The sequence below is a fragment of the Candidatus Polarisedimenticolia bacterium genome (assembly GCA_036001465.1).
Lineage (GTDB): Bacteria > Acidobacteriota > Polarisedimenticolia > Gp22-AA2 > Gp22-AA2 > Gp22-AA3.
On record DASYUH010000090.1, the window covers coordinates 1 to 14,993 of the forward strand.

The following is a 14,993-nucleotide window of genomic DNA, read 5'->3' on the forward strand; positions in this document are numbered from 1 at the left end:
GGGAAAGAGACCGATCCACAGGGTCGACGCGGCGGCGATGGTGATCCCCAGCGCCTCCGCCGGCTCGAGCGAGGCGGGGCCCCCTTCCGGGCCCGGATCGCGGACGTACATCTGCACGACGACGCGCAGGTAGTAGAACGCGCCGATGACCGACGAGAGGAGGCCGACGATCGCCAGATCGAACTGTCCCGTGTCGACCGCGGCCTTGAAGACGTAGAACTTCCCCATGAAGCCGCCGGTCGGGGGGATGCCGGTCAGGGACAGCATGAAGAGCGCCATCGCCGCGGCCAGCCAGGGCCTCCGTCGCGACAGGCCGGCGTACGCCGGTAGGGAATACCCCTGATCCCCCTCGCCGGCGCGGCCGACGAGCGCCGCGACCGAGAAGGCGCCGATGGTCATGAAGGCGTAGGCGGCCAGGTAGAACAGGACGATCGAGCTCCCGCGCCGGTCGGAGCCGCCGCTGAGGACCGCGACCAGGAGGTAGCCGGCGTTGGCGATGCTGGAATAGGCCAGGAGCCTCTTGATGTTCTGCTGCGCGAGGGCCAGGACGTTGCCCGAGACCATGGTCAGGATCGCCACGCCGTGCAGGACGGCGCCGAAGCGCGCTCCCACCTGGTTGCCGTGGAGCGCCACGTCGAGGACCCGGAGGAGGGCCGCGAAAGCCGCCGCCTTCGTGCCGGCGGCCATGAAGCCGGCCACCGGCGCCAGCGATCCCTGGTAGACGTCGGGCGCCCAGAAGTGGAACGGCACCGCGGCGATCTTGAAGGCCAGGCCGATCAGGACGAGTGCCGCCGCCACCAGGACCATGGGGTCGGGAGAGCCGCCGCGCTCCGTGGCGAGGTGGGAGGCGATCCCGGGAAGGTCGATGCGGCCGCTGGCTCCGTAGAACAGGGCGATGCCGTACAGCAGGAAGCCGGTCGAGAACGCCCCCAGCAGGAAGTACTTGAGCGCCCCCTCGATGGCGTGGACGCGATCGCGCGTGAACCCCGCCAGGACGTACAAGGAGATCGACAGGATCTCCAGGCCGAGGAAGAGGGTCAGGAGGCTCTCGGTGGACGCCATGATCGACATGCCGGTCACCGAGAACAGGATGAGGGCGAAGAACTCGCCGTGCGCCTGCCCCTCGGCGCGCAGGTGGCCCGCCGAGGACAGCGTCGTGAGCCCGGCGACGATCACGAAGATCAGGTGGAACGCCAGCGCGCGCGGGTCGACCCGGATCGCCCCGTCGAAGAGCTCGTCGCGGTACCCGCGCGCCAGGAGCGACGCCGCCTGGGTTCCCGACACGAGGAGAAACAGGATGGTGTAGATGGCGGGCCAGCGGATGTCCCGGTCGAGCCCGAGCGCCACCATCACCAGGATGAGGAGGCCCCCCACGGCCGGGAGGAGCATCGGCAGCAGCCCGGAGAGATCGTCGAAGCTCATCGGAGCACGAAGACCAGGACCAGGATGGTCCCGAGGAAGAAGACGAAGGCGTAGTTCCTCACGTACCCCGTCTGGGCCAGACGGCCCAGCTGGCTCGCGAGGTCGGTGGCCGCGCCGACGGAATTCACCAGCCAGTCGATGATCTTCTCGTCGACCGCCGCCGCCACGCGGCACAGCCCGCGGTAAGGGGCCAGGACGACCGCGTCGATCGCCTCGTCCACATAGAACCGGTTCTTGACGGCGCCCGTCAGCCCCCTCGGCTCGACGGCGCCGGTCGCAAGCGGCCCGCGGCGATAGGCCGCCCAAGCGGCGGCGATCCCGGCCAGGGAGGCGAGAAGCGCGATCCCGAGCGCCGCCCCTTCGGGGAGCGCGGCCCCCTCCGCGTGTCCCGGGAACGCCGACCCGGCGGCCTCGAAGACCGGCGCGAGATAGCGCTCGAGAAAGTTCGGCAGGAGGCCGCCGCCGAGGAGCTCCGGCACGCCGAGAAACCCGGCGAGCGCCGACCCGGCCGCCAGGACGACGAGCGGCAGAGTCATGGAGGCGGGCGATTCGTGCAGGTGGCGGCGGGTCTCTTCCGGCGCGCGCGACTCGCCGGCGAAGACCAGCAGGTAGAGCCGGGTCATGTAGAAGGCGGTGATCGCGGCGGTCAGGATTCCCAGCACCCACAGACCGATCGCCAGGAAGGGCGTGGACTCGCCGCCGGCCCTCAGGACGCCCGCCAGGATCTCGTCCTTGCTGAAGAAGCCGGCGAACGGCGGGATCCCGGCAATCGCCAGGACGGCGACGACGAACGTGGCGTGCGTGACCGGCAGGTGGCGGCGCAGGCCCCCCATCAATCGAATGTCCTGCTCCCCCGACATGGCATGGATCACCGAGCCGGCGCCGAGGAACAGGAGCGCCTTGAAGAAGGCATGCGTCATGAGATGGAATATGGAGCCCGAGAACGCCCCCACGCCGGCCCCCAGCATCATGTATCCGAGCTGCGACACGGTCGAATAGGCCAGAACCTTCTTGATGTCGTCCTGGGCGATGCCGATGATCGCCGCGAACAGCGCGGTGAGCCCGCCGACGACGGCCACGACCATCATGGCGCCGGGGGCGTGCAGGTAGAGCGGCGCCATCCGGCAGGTGACGTACACGCCCGCGGTCACCATGGTCGCGGCGTGGATGAGGGCCGACACGGGGGTCGGGCCGGCCATGGCGTCCGGCAGCCAGACGTACAGGGGAATCTGCGCCGACTTGCCGCACGCCCCGAGGAAGAGCAGGAGGGCCGCGGCGGCACCGATCGCGGGGTCGATCGACCCGGCGCTCTCGAGAATCCCCTGGATGTCGAGCGTCCCCGTGGAGGCGAACAGGATCAGCATTCCCAGGACGAAGCCGACGTCGCCGATGCGGTTGGTGATGAACGCCTTCCGTCCGGCGTCGGCGCAGGACATCTTCGCCTTGGCGTCGAACATCCGGTCGTACCAGAACCCGATGAGCAGGTACGAGCAGAGGCCGACCCCCTCCCAGCCGACGAACACGACCGGGAGCGAGGCCCCCAGGACGAGCGTCAGCATCATCGCCATGAACAGGTTCAGGTACGAGAAGAAGCGCGCGAACCCGGCCCGGGACTCGTGCTCCATGTAGCCGATCGAGTAGACGTGGATCAGGAAGCCGACGCCGGTCACGATCAGGATCATCACGGCCGAGAGCGGGTCGAGCGCGTACCCCCAGCTCACCGAAAGATCGTCCCCGCCGGGTGTCTGCCCCATGGGCATCCATTCGAACAGCGTCTGCGCGAAGCGCGCGCCGCTGCCGAGCTCCAGGATCGCGCCGGCCGAGAGGACGAACGCCCCCAGCACCGACCCGCAGGCCACGATCGCCACGGCGCGGCGCGGCAGGAACCGGGCGCCCAGGAGGCCGTTCACGGCGAAGCCGCCGAGGGGCAGGAGCGGGATGAGCCAGAGCAGCTGCAGCATCATCGGGTCCTTACCAGCGCATGAGACTGGCGTCGTCGATGTCGGTCGTGCGGCGGCGCCGGAAGAGGGCGATGACGATGGCCAGCCCGACGGCCGCCTCGGCGGCCGCCACCGTCATGACGAAGAAGACGAAGACGTGCCCGGTCATCGACTGGCCCTCGTGCGCGAAGGCGGCGAAGGTCAGGTTCACGGCGTTCAGCATCAGTTCGATGCACATCAGGATGACGATGGCGTTGCGCCGCACCAGGACCCCCACGCACCCGATGGTGAAGAGCAGCGCCGCGATCAGCAGGAAGAATTCCACGCGCATCAGCGGAGCCGCCTCTTGGCCAGGATGACGGCCCCGATCATGGCGGCGATGAGGAGAAGGGACGCCGCCTCGAAGGCGAACAGGTAGTGCGTGAACAGGAGGCGGCCCAGGTCGCGCGCCGTCCCGAATCCCGAGTCGAACGTTCCCGGATCGAAGTAGGGCTGCGGGCCGCGGTGGCGGATCGCGTCGAACAGCAGCCCGGCGAACAGCCCGCCCAGGACGATCGCGCCGTAGCGCTGCGGCCCGCCCCCCGCGCGCAGCCCCTCCTCCGCCTTCAGGTTCAGGAGCATGACGACGAACAGGAACAGCACCATGATGGCGCCGGCGTAGATGATGACTTGAAGGACGGCCAGGAACTGCGCGTTCAGGATGAGGTAGAAGAGGGCCACGCAGAACAGGTTGACGATCAGGAACAGGACCGACACCATCGGGTTCGGATGGATGACGATCATCAGCGCCGACAGGATGGCGGCGAAGCCGACGAGCCCGGCCCAGAACTCGACGCTGGCGAGCGCTCCGGGGTTGAGCGCCACGAGCACGACCGCGCCGGCGCCGAGTACTGCCCCCGCGAGGACCGTGCGCGCGGGCGCCAGGGCGCGGATCACGGCGAAGGCGACCACGATCAGGATCAGCCCCAGGAGCAGGCGGACGACCACGTCTCCCTCCATCATCCCCGGCCCACGAGGACCAGGAACGACACCCACAGGACGTGCGCCAGGGCGATCGGCAGGAGCCCTTTCCAGCCGAGGTTCATCAGCTGGTCGTAGCGGAAGCGCGGCAGCGTCCAGCGCACCCAGACGAAGACGAACAGGAAGAACCCCACTTTGACGCCGAAGGCCAGGACCTGCACCAGCGCCGCCGCGGCCTCCGGCAGGCCGAGGGCCGAAAGGCCGGGCACGTGGTAGCCGCCGAGGTAGAGCGTCGTGGCCAGGGCCGAGCCGGTGATCATGTTGGCGTACTCCGCCATGTAGAACATCGAGAAGCGCATGCCGGAATACTCGGTGTGATACCCCGCGACCAGCTCGGTCTCCGCCTCGGGCAGGTCGAACGGCAGGCGGTTGGTCTCGGCGAACGCGGCGACCACGAAGATCAGGAAGCCGGGAAACTGGTACAGGGCGTTCCATCCGTGCTCGATCTGGTGCGTGATGATGTCGTTCAGCCGCAGGGACCCCGTGGCCATCAGGACGCCGACGATGGCGATCCCCATCGCCAGCTCGTACGAGATGAGCTGGGCCGACGAGCGCAGCCCGCCCATCAGGGAGTACTTGTTCTGGGACGACCAGCCCGCGAGGGCGATGCCGTACACGCCCATGGAGGCGAACGCCAGGATGACCAGGATGCCGTTGTCCACGTCGGCGATCTGGAGCGCCACCTTCCGGCCGAACAGGCTCACGGCCGGCCCGATCGGCACGACCGAGAAGGTCACCAGCGCCGGAACGAAGATCAGCATCGGGGCCAGCAGGTAGACCGGCCGGTAGACGTGCGGCGGGACGATCGCCTCCTTGAACAGGAACTTGATGCCGTCGGCGAGCGGCTGCAGGAGGCCGAACGGCCCGACGCGGTTCGGCCCCCGGCGGTCCTGGATCCATGCGGACACGCGGCGCTCGACCCAGGTCATGTAGGCGATGACCGTGAGGACCACGAAGAAGAACAGGGCGATCTTGACCGAGCTCTCGACCAGGACCCGCGTGACGGCCGGGTCCATGTCAGGCCCCCGCCCTGGGGGCGCCCGCGGAGCGGGGCGCGGCGGCGCCGGAGACGGGGGCGCCGGCATCCCCCAGGGCGCGAAAAGTCAGGCCCGCGAAGGCGGGGACCTTGACGGCGATCTCGTCGAAGACCGACGGGGCCGAGGCGTACTCGTTCGCCAGGCCGAAGCGCCGCCCGAGGTCGCGCAGGATGCGCCAGGCGGGGTCGGCCTCCCCCGGCGGCCGGAGAGCCGCGCGCAGCCTCTGCGCCCGCCCCTGGAAATTGACCACCGTCCCGTCGAACTCGCCGTAGCCGCACGAGGGGAGCGCCACGTGGGCGCGCTCCACCGTCGGGCTCTTCCACCAGTCGATGACGACGAGGGCCTCGAGCCGGTCGAGCAGGGGCGGCGCGATCCCGGGGAGGGCGAGCAGGTCCTCCCCCACGACGACGACCCCTTTCACCCGGCCGGAGGCGACGTCGTCCAGGATCTCCCTGACGCGGGAGGACGACGGGGCGCCGAGGCCCAGGAGCTCGGCGCCCCGGCCGTTCGGGGTCTTGTCGCGGCGGATGAGCAGGTGGTCGTCCTCCCCCTCCTCGTGGGAGGGGATCGCCAGGCGAGGGATGCCGGCGAGATCGCCGAGCACCCGCTTCGCCACGTACAGGTCCTCGAGCGACAGGCGCGCCGAGACGATGGCGGCCAGGGAATCCCTGCCGCCGGTCCTCGCCACCTCACGCAGGAGCGCCGCGGCCCGGTCGAGCGCCCCGTCCCACGGCGAGTCCGCTTCCGCCGGCGGCCGCGGGCCCTCCGGGGCCCCCGGCAACGCGGGGAGGGGGCGGACGATCGGCTGCTCGAGGCGCGGGCGGGCGTAGAGGGTCTCGTACGACTGCCGGCCGGCGTCGCACATCCAGTAGTCGTTCACGTCCGCGTTGACGCGCGGCGTCATCCGGTGGATGCGATTGCGGAACGTCGCCACGTTCACGTTGCAGCCGCGGGCGCAGCCGGCGCAGACCGACGGGACGTTCTTCAGGAACCAGACGCGCGCCTTGAAGCGGAACGGCTTCCAGGTCAGCGCCCCCACGGGGCAGACGTCCACGGTGCAGCCGGAGTACAGGTTGTCCAGCGGACGGCCGGGGAAGGCGCCGACGATGGTGTGGTCGCCGCGGCTGAACAGCGCCAGCTCGTGGCTCTTGCTGACCTCGTCGCAGAAGCGGATGCAGCGCGTGCACTTGATGCAGCGCTCGGCGTCGAACAGCACGCTCCGGCCGATGTCGTAGCGCTTCGGGAAATGGACCTTCTCCTCCGCGAAGCGGCTGAATCCCCTGCCGTAGTCCTTCTCGTACGACTGCAGGCGGCACTCCCCCGCCTGGTCGCAGATGGGGCAGTCGAGCGGGTGGTTGATCAGCAGGAATTCCTGGATCCCGGCGCGCACTCCCTTGACGCGGTCGTTGCTCGTGCGCACGACCATGCCGGGCGCCGCGGCCGTGGCGCAGCCGATCTGCAGCTTGGGCATCTTCTCGATCTCGACCAGGCACATGCGGCAGTTGCCGGCGATGCTAATGCCCGGGTGGTAGCAGTAGTGCGGCACCAGGATCCCGGCCTTCTCGGCCGCCTGCAGGACCGTCGCCCCCTTGCGGACCACCACCGGGCGGTCGTCGATCAAAAGCGCCACCTCGTCCGGGCCGGTCGGGGGGATCGCCGGGGCGGCGCCCGGAACGGGGGCGGCGCCCGGCGCCGGCACGTTCGGCTGGTGCGGCGGCGGGCTCAGTCTCGGCTGGAGCGACTGCGGATCGCTCATCGTCTCCCTCAGGCCCCGGCGGCGGCCCGCATCGGGCAGGCCTTCCGCCGGGCGTGGTCCTCGAACTCCTCCCGGAACGCCTTCACGTACGAATCGACCGGCCAGGCGATCGCCTCGCCGAACGGGCAGACCGTGTTCCCCTCGATCCGGAAGGCGATGTCCGCCAGCAGCCCGACGTCCTCCGGCCGACCGTCCCCCCGCTCGAGGCGGGACAGGATCTTGACCAGCCAGCCGGTCCCCTCGCGGCATGGGGTGCACTGCCCGCACGACTCGTGGGCGTAGAAGCGCGCGAGGTTCAGGAGCGCGCCGACGATGCAGGTGCCGGTATCCATGACCATGCCGCCGGCCGAGCCGAGGCTGGTGCCGGCGGCGGCGAGCGAGTCGAAGTCCAGAAGGACGTCGCACTTCGACGCCGGCAGGATCTTCATGGACGAACCTCCGGGGACCGCCGCCTTGAGCGGCCGGGACGGATGGAGCATGCCGCCGGCGCGCTCGTTCAGGAGCTCCAGGAACGGAATGCCCAGGGGCGCCTCGTACACGCCGGGGCGCTTCACGTGCCCCGAGATGCAGAAGAGCTTCGGCCCGGTGTTCTTCGGCGGCCGCCCGATCCCGGCGAACCAGGCGGAGCCGCGCTCGGCGATCAGGGTCACGTTGGCCAGGGTCTCCACGTTGTTGATGATCGTCGGGCAGCCGTACAGGCCGACGACCGCCGGGAACGGCGGCTTGATGCGCGGGTAGCCGCGCTTCCCCTCGAGCGACTCGAGCAGTGCCGTCTCCTCCCCGCAGATGTAGGCGCCGGCCCCCCGGTAGACGATGATCTCGAGATCGAAGCCGCTCCCGAGGATGTTCTTCCCGAGGAAGCCCCGGGCGCGCGCCTCGGCGATCGCCTTCTCGAAGGTGCGGCACCCCTGATGGAACTCGCCGCGGATATAGAAGAACGCCAGGTTGCACTCGATGGCGTAGGCCGAGGCGATGATCCCCTCCAGCACCAGGTGCGGGTCCTTCTCGATCAGGAGCCGGTCCTTGAAGGTGCCCGGCTCGCTCTCGTCGGCGTTGACGCACAGGTAGCGCGGCTTCTCCCGGCCCTTGGGAAGGAAGCCCCACTTCATGCCGGTCGGAAAGCCGGCGCCGCCCCGGCCCCTGAGCCCCGAGGTCTTCACCTCCTCCACGAACTTCTCGGGAGTGAACTCCTTGAGGACGCGCCTCAGCCCCTGGTAGCCGCCGGAGGCCAGGTAGGCGTCGATGGACTCCGAGCCTTCCCGGTGGATGTTGCGCGTGAGGAGCGGCTCGAACGCCATGGGTCCTACTCCAGCCTCTTGAGGATCTCGTCCAGCCCGGACGGGTCGACCGGCCCGAAGTCCCGGTCGTTGATCTGCACGAACGGGGCCCGGTCGCAGGCGCCCAGGCACTCGACCGACGCGAGGGAGCAGGCCCCGTCGGCGCGCGTCTGGCCGTCCTTCACGCCCAGTCGCTTCGCGGCGTGGGCCATCAGCGCGTCCGCGCCGCGCAGGGCGCACGGCAGGGTGCGGCAGATCTGGACGTGATGGCGGCCGACCGGCTGCCGGTGGAACATGGTGTAGAACGACACGACGCCGGAGACGAACGCCGGCGACAGCCCGATCTTCCCGGCCACGTACTCCATCGAGGCCTCCGAGACCCACCCCTTCTCCTCCTGGACCAGGTACAGGGCCGGAAGGAGCGCCGATCCCTTCTGCGGGAAGCGCGCCAGGAGATCGTCGATCCGGCGGTCGGTCTCGGGGCGGACGGGAAGGCTCACCGATCCACCTCGCCCATCACGGGGTCGAGGCTGGCGACCACGGCGATCAGATCGGAGAGGAGCCCGCCGACCGCCAGCTTCTCGATCGCCTGCAAGTTGATGAACGACGGCGAGCGGATGTGCAGGCGGTACGGCGACTTGTCCCCCTCGCTCCGGATGTAGAAGCCGAGCTCCCCCTTGGGGGCTTCGATGGCGTGGTACACCTCTCCGACAGGGCCCTTGATCCCCTCGGTCACCAGCATGAACTGCTCGATCAGCTCCTCCATGCTGGTGAGGACCCGCTCCTTGTCCGGAAGGGTGATCTTCGGATCGTCCACGGCGATCGGCCCGTCCGCCAGGCGGCGCAGCGCCTGGTCCAGGATGCGCACGCTCTGGCGCATCTCCTCGAGGCGCACCAGGTACCGGTCGTAGGCGTCCCCCTCCTTGCCGATCGGCACGTCGAAGTCGTAGGCCTCGTAGCCGCTGTACGGCTCGGTCTTGCGCAGGTCGTGGGCGATTCCCGAGCCGCGCAGGTTCGGCCCGGTCAGGCTCATGGCGATCGCGTCCCGGGCGCTGATCCGTCCGATTCCCTGCGTGCGCTTCATCCAGATCCGGTTGCGCGACAGGAGGGAATCGAGCTCGTCCAGGACCTTCGGGAACGAGCCGACGAAATCATCCAGCTGCGCCGCCCATCCCTCCGGCAGGTCGCGCGACAGCCCCCCGACCCGGGTGTACGACGTCGTCAGCCGCCCCCCGGTCAGGGATTCGATCAGGTTGTACAGCGTCTCGCGCTCGCGAAAGGTGTGGAAGAAGACGGTGGCGGCCCCCAGGTCGAGCGCCCCGGTCCCGAGCCAGAGGAGGTGGGCCGAGATGCGCGCCATCTCGCAGCAGATGACCCGGATGACCTGCGCCCGCGGCGGCACCGTGATCCCCAGGAGCTTCTCCACGGCGAGGATGTACGCGACGTTGTTGGACAGGGGGGCCAGGTAGTCGAGGCGGTCGGTGTACGGGACGAACTGGTTGTAGGTCATCCCCTCGGCGATCTTCTCCATTCCGCGGTGCAGGTAGCCGACGTGCGCCTGCACCGCCTTCACGGTCTCGCCGTCGAGCGTCAGGACCAGGCGCAACACACCGTGCGTGGAGGGATGCGACGGTCCCATGTTCACGGTCATGGTGTCGCCGTGCAGGGCGTCTTCCGTCTCCGGCGGGTCCGGGCGCATGGACGGTGGCCCCATGTCTAGACGCTCTCCATGTCGCGGAAGCCCGGGGACGCCCGCCGGCCTCCCGGCCGGATCTCCGACGGCCCCCCCTCGACGTCGAAATCGCGGCGCAGGGGGTGGTCGGTGTAGTCCTCGGGCATGATGATGCGCCGCAGATCCGGATGGCCGTGGAAACGCACGCCCACCAGGTCGAACACCTCCCGCTCCGGCCAGTTCGCCCCGGGCCAGACGGGTGTGACGCTGTCCACCGTCTCCCCCTCGCGCAGGCGCACCTTGATGCGGAGCCGGTGGTTCCTGGTCAGGGAGTAAAGATGATACAGGACCTCGAAATCATGCTCGCGGCCCACGATGTGGATGCCGGTGACGACGGTCAGCATGTCGAAGGCGGTCGATGGGTCGTCCCTGAGGAACAGGGCGATCTCGACGATCCTCTCCTTCGGGACGACGACCGTCAGCTCCCCCCGGAACTCGACGACCTCGAGCACCGCCCCGGGGAAGCGCTCTCCCAGGCGATCGACCGCCGCGCGCGGCGGGTGCGGTTCAATGAAGGGGCCTTCCACGTCCGTCTCCCCAGGAGCCCAGCCTGACTAGTCCCAGTCCAGAGCGCCCCGCCGCCAGCAGTAGAGGAACCCGATCAGGAGGACCGCGATGAAGATGGCCATCTCGAAGAAGGCCGGCAGCCCGAGGTCCCTGAACACCGTCGCCCACGGGTACAGGAAGGCGGCCTCGATGTCGAACAGGATGAACAGCATGGCCACCATGTAGAAGCGGATGGTGTAGCGCCTGCCGCCCGGCTCGAGAAGGTCGACGCCGCACTCGTACGGACTCAGGTCGGTCCGGCTCTTCGACCGGCGGCTGACCAGGGAGGACAGCCCCAGCATCCCCCCCGCCAGCAGGAACGCGAACACCAGCTGCAGGCCGATCGGAACGTATTCGATCATGCCCTCTCTCCACACCCGGCGCCGCCGGCCCGTTAATTCGTGACTTTTTTCACAAGCACGGCCGCCCCGAAACGCGTCCTGGCTCGAATGAAGGCCGTCATGCTAGCACCCGGCTTTTCGGCCTGTCAACGCGCGGGGGGCTGTTGCCCCCGGTCAGCGCGGAGGGGGCGGGGAGGGGTGCGCCTCATGGCTCGCACGCGAAGGACAACCCAGCCCTTCCGATCCGCATGGCGCGGCTCGAAATCGGCGCACCCCTCCCCGCCCCCTCCGCGCTCATCGGTGACCCCGCCTTCGCGGACCTGGTGCCGACGCCCGATCGGCGCCCCGCCGGCCGTTTCCGATTGGCGCCTGGCCTGACCGCTGCTCGCGCGCCGACCCGCGGTGAGGGCTCTTCAGCAGGCGAGGGGGGGCGCAGCGTGGCGGGCCGATTTCGAGGCAAGTCGTGGAGCCTGGGGGGTCTGGGTGGTCCCGTCGCCGAGCATGAGGCCTGGCGCGCTGCGCCCCCCCTCGCCGGCCGGAGAGCCTCAGTGGCCGGTCGGCGTGGGCGAGGGGGTCGGGTCGGGGAGGCGAAGCGGGGGACGGCTGGCGGGGCGCCGCAGCCAGGTCTCGACCCGGGCGGCCAGGGCGGCCACGCGCTCGGGGCGGGACGGGGCGAGATCGTCCTTCTCCAGAGGGTCCTTCTCCAGATCGTAGAGGCGGTGGCGGCCGTCGGAGGCCCAGTGCAGCTTCTCGCGGCCGACCCGGAAGGCCACGAGGGCGCGGTCCCACGGGGCGGTGCGCGCCTCCGGGAAGCGCTGCTGGATGATCTCCAGGAACTGGATCGGCCGGGCGAATTCGCCGGCCAGGACGTCCGGATCGGAGGCATCCGGTCCGGGGGCCGGGGCCGCTCGCCGTGGGGCGGGCACGATCCCGCGGATGCCCGGCAGCGGCACAGCCTCGGATCCAGGCGTTCCGGGCGCGCCCTGACCGCCCCCCCGGATCCCCGCCAGTTCGAGGAGCGTGGGGAAGAGGTCCTGCAGCATCACCGGCTGGCCGATCCGCTGACCGGCGGGGACCGCCCGCGGATAGCGCACCACGAGGGGGATGCGCAGGAGCTCCTCGTAGAGATTCATCTTGTGGTCGAGAAAGCCGTGGTCCCCTATCGCCTCTCCGTGGTCGGACGTGACCACGACCACGGTGTCGTCGAGGAGCCCCTCCTGCCTCAGGAGGCGGGCCAGCTCCCCCACCCGGCGGTCGACGTAGGCGATCTCTCCGTCGTACAGGTCCGAGAGCAGGGGGAGGTCCGCCGGCCCGAGGCCGCCGAGGCCCAGGACGAACTTGACTTCGTCGGGATGCTTGAAGCGGCGCAGCCTCTCGACGGCCAAGGGGTCCGCCCCGGGGGACAGCATGCGGGTGCGCTCCGGCTCCGGGGGATCGTACGGCAGGTGCGGCTCGAGGTAGTTGATGAACATGAAGAAGGGCTGCTGGCGCGCTGCGGGGGTGCTCCTGCGCCACTCGAGCCAGCGTGTGACGCGGGCGTTCACCCGGCCCGCGCCGGCGTCGGGCTCCCACGCCGGCTTCCCCTTCCAGAGCTCCTCGTACCCGTCGAACCCCCGGTCGAGGCCGTACTGCCGGCCGACCCAGGGGTTGGCCGCATAGCCTGCGGTCCGGTAGCCGGCGCCCCGGAAGGCCTCGGCCAGCGTGGGGTAGCGATCATCGAGTTTCAGGTGGCCGGAATCGGCCCCGTGGGCCGAGGGGTAGAGGCCCGTGAACAGGCTGGCGTGCGCCGGAAGGGTCCACGGGGCCGGGGTCCGGGCCTGCTCATACACTGCCCCTTCCGAGGCCAGGATCGCGATTTCAGGAGAGGTCTGGCGCGCGTAGCCGTTGAAGCTGAAGCGGTCGGCCCGCCCGGTGTCGATCACGACCAGAAGGACGTTCGGCCGGGGGCCTCCGCCGCATCCGGGGAGGGGGAGGCTTGCCAGACCGGCCAGCGCGAGGGGGAGGAGCCAGCCGGGCTCCGCCGCCCCGGGTCGGGCCTCGGTCGGCCGGCTCATGGAGCCAGCGACTGGCCCCCCGTGGCCACCAGCCGGCGGCCGTCGAACACGAACTCATGGGGGAGCCTCGCCGACTCGGGCGGGCGCTCCTCCGAATCGACCGTGGGGGCGTCGTCCACACCGGTCCTCGGCCGGAACGGCATCTTCCGCCTGAAGTCCTGGCCCGGCAGCTCGACGTTTCTGGCGTGCAGGAGCGTCCCCTGGACCCGCTCCAGCTCCACCTGCGCCTTGTTGTAATCGACCAGCGCCAGATTCTCCCGGCTCGCGGCCCCGAACAGATCAGTCTGGAACTGCAGAACCTGGAAGGATGTGCTCATGCCATTCTCGAACTTCTTCTGCTCGGCGGCGAGCTTCTCCTTCTGCAGGCGGACGTTCACCTGGGCCGCCTTGACGCGCTTCAGCGTCGTCTGGACGCCGCGCACGGCGTCCCGCACCTGCACCCGGGCCAGGAGCTCCAGCGTCTCCAGGTTCCGCTGCGACTGGGACAGGGCGTACTGCGAGTCGGTGTAACTGGCCTTCGCCTGCCGGTTGCCGATCGGGATCCCGAGGGTCAGGGACACCCGCCAGTCCAGGTTGGCACCGCGCTTCATGTCCTCGATCGAATCGCCGTAGGATCCATGTTCCAGGACACGGCCCGTAGGCGTGAACGTCGGGTCCAGGCAGATGCCGGTGTCGGGCTCGAGGGCGCCGGGGCTGCAAGAGACCAGGATTTCCGGCACGTCCTGCCCGATCCCGATCTTGCCGTACTCCCCCCTCAGGTCCAGGCCCCAGCGTCTCTGGTTGCGCCGGAAGGCGAGCTCGGTCTCCTTGGTCCTCAGGTCCAGCCGGGCCTGCTCCAGGTCGGGGCGGTTCTGTTGCGCGGACGAGACCGACGCCTCCATGTCCGGGCTCTGTTCGACCAGGGGCAGCGGGTCGCTCGGCTCGATCGACTGCGACCACAGCGGGGAGTCCTTCGGCACGTTCATCACGCTTCGCAGGGCATCCTCGGCCGTCTTCACCAGGTTCTCGGCGATGATCACGAACTCCTCCCGGTCGGCCACCTGGGCCTCGGCCTGGGTGATCTCGATCGGCGCGAGCGTCCCCACCTTGACCTTGATCCGGTTCTGCTGGAGAAAGTCCTGCGCGAGCTGCAGCGTCGACTGGCCGGTCTTCAGGTTCATGAGGGCGAAGTTCAGATCCCAGTACGCCTTCTCGACCGCCGACAGCGTGTCCATCACGGTCTGGCGGAACCGGGACTGGTTGATCTCCATGGCATGGTGGGCGATCACGATGAGTGACTTGGTCGTCCTGGGCCCCAGGTTTCGCAGCAGGGGTTGCGTGATGCTGACCTTCCAGGAGGTGTCGTACTCGTGCGTCGGGGCGGCATTGAAGCTCGTCTCCGCGATGCTGTCGAAGCCCTCCAGGTCGATCTGGTAGCGGCCGCCGGTGACGAGCGGGTCCACGAACGAGGCGAGGAAATCATGGGTCCGGTTCGACCTGACGAAGGCCGACGGGGACGGTCGCTGCGTGCTGCTGCTGCTCGCGGTCCCGCTGAGAAGCGGATCGAGATTCGCCTCGGCCGCGATCACCTGGGCCTCGCTCCTCAGCGGGTCGTAGGCGCGCACCACGATGTCGAGGTTGTTCTCCAGGGCGGCCTTGCTCGCGTCCTGGAGCGACAGGACGTAGGCCGATCCGGCAGGGTTCTCCTGAACCCCCGTCCCTCCCGGAACGTCGGGAGGTGGAGCAGCCGGCGGCTCCTGGGCCATCGCCCCGGGCGCCGCCAGGGAAGGCAGGAGGGTTGCCAGCATCAGCAGGGCCAACTTCGGGCGCGCCACACGTCGTCTCATCCGATCACCTCGATTTGCCGGCTCATGTCACACAAGGGGGGA

At 69.6% G+C, this 14,993-nt stretch carries 13 protein-coding genes; all 13 read right to left on the reverse strand.

The window, feature by feature from the left end:
- A partial coding sequence (locus VGV60_16400) for an NADH-quinone oxidoreductase subunit N (protein HEV8702854.1) occupies window positions 1–1,422 on the reverse strand: 1,422 nt, incomplete at its 3' end.
- Window positions 1,419–3,386 carry an NADH-quinone oxidoreductase subunit L gene (gene nuoL, locus VGV60_16405; protein HEV8702855.1) on the reverse strand — a complete coding sequence of 656 codons (1,968 nt, stop codon included), beginning with the start codon at window positions 3,384–3,386 and terminating at the stop codon, window positions 1,419–1,421. The genes VGV60_16400 and nuoL, both read right to left, overlap by 4 nt.
- A gap of 7 nt (window positions 3,387–3,393) precedes the next feature.
- Window positions 3,394–3,696 (reverse strand): NADH-quinone oxidoreductase subunit NuoK, encoded by a 303-nt coding sequence (nuoK, locus tag VGV60_16410; GenBank protein ID HEV8702856.1) that lies wholly within the window; start codon window positions 3,694–3,696, stop codon window positions 3,394–3,396.
- Complete coding sequence (locus VGV60_16415) at window positions 3,693–4,349, reverse strand: NADH-quinone oxidoreductase subunit J (protein HEV8702857.1); 657 nt, start codon at window positions 4,347–4,349, stop codon at window positions 3,693–3,695. Before VGV60_16415 ends, nuoK begins: the two co-directional genes overlap by 4 nt.
- An 11-nt stretch (window positions 4,350–4,360) precedes the next feature.
- Window positions 4,361–5,398 carry an NADH-quinone oxidoreductase subunit NuoH gene (gene nuoH, locus VGV60_16420; protein HEV8702858.1) on the reverse strand — a complete coding sequence of 346 codons (1,038 nt, stop codon included), beginning with the start codon at window positions 5,396–5,398 and terminating at the stop codon, window positions 4,361–4,363.
- 1 nt (window position 5,399) lies between these two features.
- Window positions 5,400–7,175 (reverse strand): 2Fe-2S iron-sulfur cluster-binding protein, encoded by a 1,776-nt coding sequence (locus VGV60_16425; GenBank protein HEV8702859.1) that lies wholly within the window; start codon window positions 7,173–7,175, stop codon window positions 5,400–5,402.
- Window positions 7,176–7,183: 8 nt separating this feature from the next.
- The gene (gene nuoF / locus VGV60_16430; GenBank protein ID HEV8702860.1) at window positions 7,184–8,473 is read right to left on the reverse strand and encodes an NADH-quinone oxidoreductase subunit NuoF; all 1,290 of its coding nucleotides are present in this window, start codon (window positions 8,471–8,473) and stop codon (window positions 7,184–7,186) included.
- Between the two features lie 5 nt (window positions 8,474–8,478).
- On the reverse strand, window positions 8,479–8,952 hold the full coding sequence (locus VGV60_16435) for an NAD(P)H-dependent oxidoreductase subunit E (GenBank protein ID HEV8702861.1): 474 nt from the start codon (window positions 8,950–8,952) through the stop codon (window positions 8,479–8,481).
- Complete coding sequence (gene nuoD / locus VGV60_16440) at window positions 8,949–10,166, reverse strand: NADH dehydrogenase (quinone) subunit D (protein HEV8702862.1); 1,218 nt, start codon at window positions 10,164–10,166, stop codon at window positions 8,949–8,951. The genes VGV60_16435 and nuoD overlap by 4 nt, the downstream gene beginning before the upstream one ends.
- 2 nt (window positions 10,167–10,168) lie before the next feature.
- Window positions 10,169–10,711 carry an NADH-quinone oxidoreductase subunit C gene (locus tag VGV60_16445; GenBank protein HEV8702863.1) on the reverse strand — a complete coding sequence of 181 codons (543 nt, stop codon included), beginning with the start codon at window positions 10,709–10,711 and terminating at the stop codon, window positions 10,169–10,171.
- 27 nt (window positions 10,712–10,738) lie between these two features.
- Complete coding sequence (ndhC, locus tag VGV60_16450; GenBank protein HEV8702864.1) at window positions 10,739–11,092, reverse strand: NADH-quinone oxidoreductase subunit A; 354 nt, start codon at window positions 11,090–11,092, stop codon at window positions 10,739–10,741.
- Window positions 11,093–11,616: 524 nt separating this feature from the next.
- Window positions 11,617–13,125 carry a sulfatase-like hydrolase/transferase gene (locus VGV60_16455; GenBank protein ID HEV8702865.1) on the reverse strand — a complete coding sequence of 503 codons (1,509 nt, stop codon included), beginning with the start codon at window positions 13,123–13,125 and terminating at the stop codon, window positions 11,617–11,619.
- Window positions 13,122–14,951: a TolC family protein gene (locus VGV60_16460; protein ID HEV8702866.1), complete on the reverse strand. Its 1,830-nt coding sequence runs from the start codon at window positions 14,949–14,951 to the stop codon at window positions 13,122–13,124. Before VGV60_16460 ends, VGV60_16455 begins: the two co-directional genes overlap by 4 nt.
- Window positions 14,952–14,993: the final 42 nt, after the last annotated feature.

Bases quoted from the DNA above. Each gene is read 5' to 3' on its own strand.
- nuoH (HEV8702858.1), bottom strand. From the start codon at position 5,398: ATGGACCCGGCCGTCACGCGGGTCCTGGTCGAGAGCTCGGTCAAGATC.
- VGV60_16460 (HEV8702866.1), bottom strand. From the start codon at position 14,951: ATGAGACGACGTGTGGCGCGCCCGAAGTTGGCCCTGCTGATGCTGGCA.
- VGV60_16455 (HEV8702865.1), bottom strand. From the start codon at position 13,125: ATGAGCCGGCCGACCGAGGCCCGACCCGGGGCGGCGGAGCCCGGCTGG.
- VGV60_16425 (HEV8702859.1), bottom strand. From the start codon at position 7,175: ATGAGCGATCCGCAGTCGCTCCAGCCGAGACTGAGCCCGCCGCCGCAC.
- nuoL (HEV8702855.1), bottom strand. From the start codon at position 3,386: ATGATGCTGCAGCTGCTCTGGCTCATCCCGCTCCTGCCCCTCGGCGGC.
- nuoF (HEV8702860.1), bottom strand. From the start codon at position 8,473: ATGGCGTTCGAGCCGCTCCTCACGCGCAACATCCACCGGGAAGGCTCG.
- ndhC (HEV8702864.1), bottom strand. From the start codon at position 11,092: ATGATCGAATACGTTCCGATCGGCCTGCAGCTGGTGTTCGCGTTCCTG.
- nuoD (HEV8702862.1), bottom strand. From the start codon at position 10,166: ATGGGGCCACCGTCCATGCGCCCGGACCCGCCGGAGACGGAAGACGCC.